4 protein-coding genes are annotated in these 4,594 nt (G+C 43.8%); 2 read left to right on the top strand and 2 right to left on the bottom strand.

The genetic code is table 11. The features are described 5' to 3' along the window. The first annotated feature begins 324 nt into the window (after positions 1-324). Positions 325-2,124, top strand: coding sequence for an acyl-CoA dehydrogenase family protein (locus PX481_RS08090; protein WP_288094280.1), 1,800 nt, complete (start codon positions 325-327; stop codon positions 2,122-2,124). After that, entirely contained in the window at positions 2,102-2,464 is a 363-nt protein-coding gene (locus tag PX481_RS08085; protein WP_002758399.1) for an acyl carrier protein, read from the top strand. The genes PX481_RS08090 and PX481_RS08085 overlap by 23 nt, the downstream gene beginning before the upstream one ends. Before the next feature lie 321 nt (positions 2,465-2,785). Here PX481_RS08085 and PX481_RS08080 read toward each other — a convergent pair whose 3' ends face one another. Then, positions 2,786-3,409 (bottom strand): cytochrome c oxidase subunit 3, encoded by a 624-nt coding sequence (locus PX481_RS08080; protein ID WP_002796799.1) that lies wholly within the window; start codon positions 3,407-3,409, stop codon positions 2,786-2,788. A 345-nt stretch (positions 3,410-3,754) separates the two neighbouring features. Next, a partial coding sequence (locus PX481_RS08075; RefSeq protein WP_288094277.1) for a cytochrome c oxidase subunit I occupies positions 3,755-4,594 on the bottom strand: 840 nt, incomplete at its 5' end.

Raw genomic sequence — 4,594 nt, 5'->3', positions numbered from 1 at the left:
CTGTATTCATGATTCTACCGTTTAATTGTTTCTCTTTATTTTGCCTTAGCTAACGTTTTTAGTCTCTAAGCATTTATACTTATGGCAAAATTGGGATGCTCCCCTGTGCCACTGTATTTTTAGTCTTGATTGCCAAGGCTTTCAGAAATCGGCAGAGATAAAGTATCCTCTGGACCCCTGATTCTGTCGTTTTTAGTTGCACATTGCGTAATTGTTGCTATTCTACAGTCAAACGTCTAGAATGGTCATTAATTTTTGTGCATGGTCGGGTCTTCTAACCGAAGGCATTGACGAAAAACACATTGTATCTGTCCTAGAGGCACTATGAAAAAGCTTAAGCAATACTGGACTGCTGAAGCACTGGAAAAAGACTTAGGCGATCCTCTCAATCCCGATAACCCTCTATCCTACAAGCGGGTGATCGAAATTGACGAGAGCGAAGAATTTCCCCACGAGGAAATTCGCTGGTTATACGACTGGAAACTCCCACACTACTACATTCCCACCGATTGCGGCGGTGAATTTACCTCTTTTGAGGAATTTGTCGCTTTTGTGCGGGTACTTTCCCGACGGGATCAAACTATCGGCATCGCTTTTACTACCCTATTCTGGTCGTTTTTAAACTGGATGGCGGGAACCCCAGAACAGAAACAGAAGCTCGCCCGTTTTATCATGGATGACTATGGGGCGATGTGTCTGGGTTACTCGGAAAAGGAACACGGTAGCGATCTGATCAATGGTGATCTAACTGCGACGAAGGTGGAAGGAGGTTATATTCTCAATGGGGAGAAATGGCCGATTAACCGGGCGACTATCTCTGGAATTTCCTTTATTTTGGCGAAAACCGATGCTAACGGCGGTCCGAAGTGTTTAACCCTATTTATGGTGGATAAACGGCAATTAGACCCCGAAAAATACTATAATTTGCCGAAAATATACACCCATGGTGTGCGGGCCTCGGATATGAGTGGCATTGGTTTTAAAGATTGTTTCGTCCCCGATTCCATGCGTTTACGGGAGGAGGGAGACGGTTTAGAATTAGCCCTGAAAGGTTTCCAGATTACCCGAATGTTGTGCGCTGCTTTTTCCCACGGGGCAGCCGATACCGCTTTGAGAACTACCCTCAGTTTTGCCGTTAATCGGGTAATTTATAACAAAACTGTGATGGATTTGCCCCAACCCCGGCGCACTCTCGTGGATGCTTTCCTTGACATCCTTATTTGTGATTGCGAGACGATTCCGGCTGCGAGAGGTTTTCATATTATCCCCGAACAGTTTAGCGTCTGGGCTTCGGTGGTAAAATATTTTGTTACTGTCCGTCTGGAGGAGATGGTTAATAGTGTTTATGTGGTCTTGGGATCGCGTTTTTATATGCGAGAAGAACACGAATTCGGCATCTTCCAGAAGCTACTGCGGGATAATTCGATTATCAGTATGTTTGACGGCAGTTCGATCGTCAATCTTCATGCTTTAATCCTACAATTGCGTCCTTTAACCAAATATCGGGCTAAACGCAACTCGCGCACTATGTCGGCGTTAAAAAGCCGTTTAGAGGCGATTTTTAGCCTAGAAAAGTCAGTTCCTCCCTTTGAACCCAATAATTTAGAATTATTTGGCCGGGGAATGGATGATTCCCTACAGGGTTTAGAGATTGCCCTTGATATGCTGGAAGGATTGAAAAATTCTGACGAAGTGGACCCAGAGGTATTAGAAAATCTATTGATGTTGGGTAATTTAGTTTTAGAGGAACTAAATGCTCATGATGAACAGATTAGTCAATCGAAATTCGAGTATGGTCACGACCAATCACCCGAATTGTTCGAGATTGCCAAGAAATACTGTACTTTACACGCTGCTTCTGCTTGTTTACACACTTGGCTTTATAATCGTTCCATCTTGGGTGAATTTTTTGCCCGGGGGGAATGGTTGGTGTTGAGTTTACACCGATTACTGCGAACTCTCCGGCCGCTGCCTTACACTCTATCTGAGGTGTATGTAGAAAATGTTGCCCAAGAATTGCTGAAATTATATCGAGAAAATCAACATTTTTCGATCGCCCCTTTTCAATTAGCCCATTCACAAACTACCGAGGAAAAAACCCATGAACTCCAGCTCCAATCTTAATAATCTGGTACAAAATTGGTTAGTTAAACAGTTAGCTGATCAGTTATCTTTGGATGCCAAAACGATTAATGTGACTGAACCTTTAACCCGTTATGGTTTAGATTCGATCGATGCGGTAACGATGGTGGGTGATCTAGAAGATTGGGTCGGTCAAGAGTTACCTTCCACCCTTTTCTGGGATCATTCTACTATTGAAAAAGCGTCTCTTTTCCTAGTAGAAAACTACGATCTTTCTAATCTTTCCGGTGAGGAAACCCCCGCAGAAGTTGCTCCCGTCGCTGAAAAAGCTGAACCGGCCGTTAGTGGTGGCAAAGGTTGGAGTTTATTCGGTCGTCGTTAATTTTAGGTGTAGGGTGGGTTAGGCGACGACAATTTATGCTAGGGAAAATTATCTAGTATTCGCCGTAACCCACCTATATTATTTATCAATTGGCTCTGTTCTCTACTCACCAGTATAGGAATTGCTAAGTACCTAAACAAAATTAATTACCCATTTCTCCGTAAAGCAACAATCGCTGTATTTCTTTTCTGTTGCCCGTTCCGCAGTTCCGGAGTTCCCTCTCACCACTAGGAAATTTATTTTGTACGACTACTTATAAATTGAAATATACAAAAAAGGGCGATCAATTGATCGCCCTTTTCTCCTAGTAAATAACAAAAATTATCTCAAGATATACACCAGTAAAAACAGGATAATCCAGACCACATCGACGAAATGCCAGTATAATTCTGCTGCTTCCACACCAAAGTGAGATTGACTAGAATAGTGGTCTTTTTGACGAGAACGCCAGAGGACAGATAGAATCAGCACTAAACCGAAGGTAACGTGGAGACCGTGGAATCCGGTTAAGGCATAAAAAGCGCTGGTGAAAACATTAGTTGTCAGACCGAATTCAGCGTGATAATATTCGTATCCTTGACCACAAAGGAAGATAATTCCCATCAGAGCAGTAATGCCGAACCACAATTGTAAACCGGCATTATTGTTTTGTTTAATCGCCTTTTGTCCTATGTGCATAACAAAACTACTGGACACCAGAATAATTGTGTTAATTGTCGGTAGGGTTAACTCTAATTCTGGCGTGCCGGCGGGGGGCCAAACGGGTAACATGGTACGGTAGAACAAGAAAGCGGCAAATAAGCCTAAAAAGATGGAACTTTCCGCCACTAGAAACAAAACCACACCGAATAAGCGATGATCTGGGTGGCCATGATGCCCGTGTTCCACCGTTTCGTGATGATAATTGACAGAGAGTTGAGAATCTTCGAGCGTTGAACCTTGCATGATTGAATGTCCTTAGTTTACACGGGAGACGGGGAGCTTTTTCTCAGTGATCAGTAAACAGTAAACAGTAATTAGGGTTTGCGGCAAAAAGTTTTTCGTGGGGGTAGGGTGTGGGGTGTGGGGTGTAGGGTGTAGGGTTTTACCCGTTTTCAGAGGGTCAATTACCTAATTTTCGGGGAAAAAGTACCTGAATTTTCCCCCCGACCACTCCCATGGCGGGCACTTTTTGATTTCAAAAAAGCCTAAAGATATTATCCAACAAGGTTTTTAGATTTATTCAGCAACCCCTAATTAGTGAACTGAAAACTCACATCTGATAACTGATAACTGATAACTGATAACTGATTATTGGGATTCGGCGCCCACTTCGGCGAGGAGATCTTGTACTGATTCCGCTGCTTCTGATTCCTCCAGATCAATACCGTAATCGTAGGGGCCGGACCAAAGAATCGGCATTTCCTCGAAATTCTCGATAATTGGGGGAGAGGAGGTTTGCCATTCTAGGGTTAAAGCGCGCCAAGGATTACGACCGGCGGGTTGACCTTTAAAGGCACTCCAGACCATATTAATAGCAAAGGGAATACTCGATATACCGAGAATATAAGCCCCTGCGGTACTAAGAACATTTAAATCCTGAAACTGCACATCATACAGGGCAATACGACGGTTCATACCCAATAATCCCAATTCGTGCATCGGCATGAAAGTTAAATTCAAACCGATAAAACTGAGAACAAAGTGGATACGACCGAGAGTCTCGTTATACATCCGTCCGGTCATTTTCGGGAACCAATGGTAAACGGCAGCAAACAGGGCCATTGCCGTACCACCAAATAGTACATAATGGAAGTGACCGACGACAAAATAGGTATCGTGGACGTGGATATCGAAGGGAACAGAAGCCAACATAATCCCGGTCAAACCACCGATGAGGAAGGAAGACAGGAAACCGATCCCAAATAATAAAGACGTATTGAGACTAAGTTTACCCCCCCAAAGAGTGGCACACCAACTAAAGATTTTAATGCCCGTGGGAACGGCGATTAACATAGTTGCCGCCATGAAAAACATCCGTAACCAGCCGGGGGTGCCGCTGGTGAACATATGGTGGGCCCAAACGATTAAACCCAAGAAACAGATGGTGAGACTGGAATAGGCGATCGCTCGATAACCAAAAATCGGTTT

It is taken from the genome of Microcystis sp. M53603_WE2 (assembly GCF_030065435.1).
Note: the sequence above shows the minus strand (reverse complement) of the source record. Positions and strands in the feature narration are given on the sequence as shown.

Excerpts from the sequence above, each read along its gene's own strand:
- PX481_RS08090 (WP_288094280.1), top strand. The coding sequence starts at position 325 with ATGAAAAAGCTTAAGCAATACTGGACTGCTGAAGCACTGGAAAAAGAC.
- PX481_RS08085 (WP_002758399.1), top strand. The coding sequence starts at position 2,102 with ATGAACTCCAGCTCCAATCTTAATAATCTGGTACAAAATTGGTTAGTT.
- PX481_RS08080 (WP_002796799.1), bottom strand. The coding sequence starts at position 3,409 with ATGCAAGGTTCAACGCTCGAAGATTCTCAACTCTCTGTCAATTATCAT.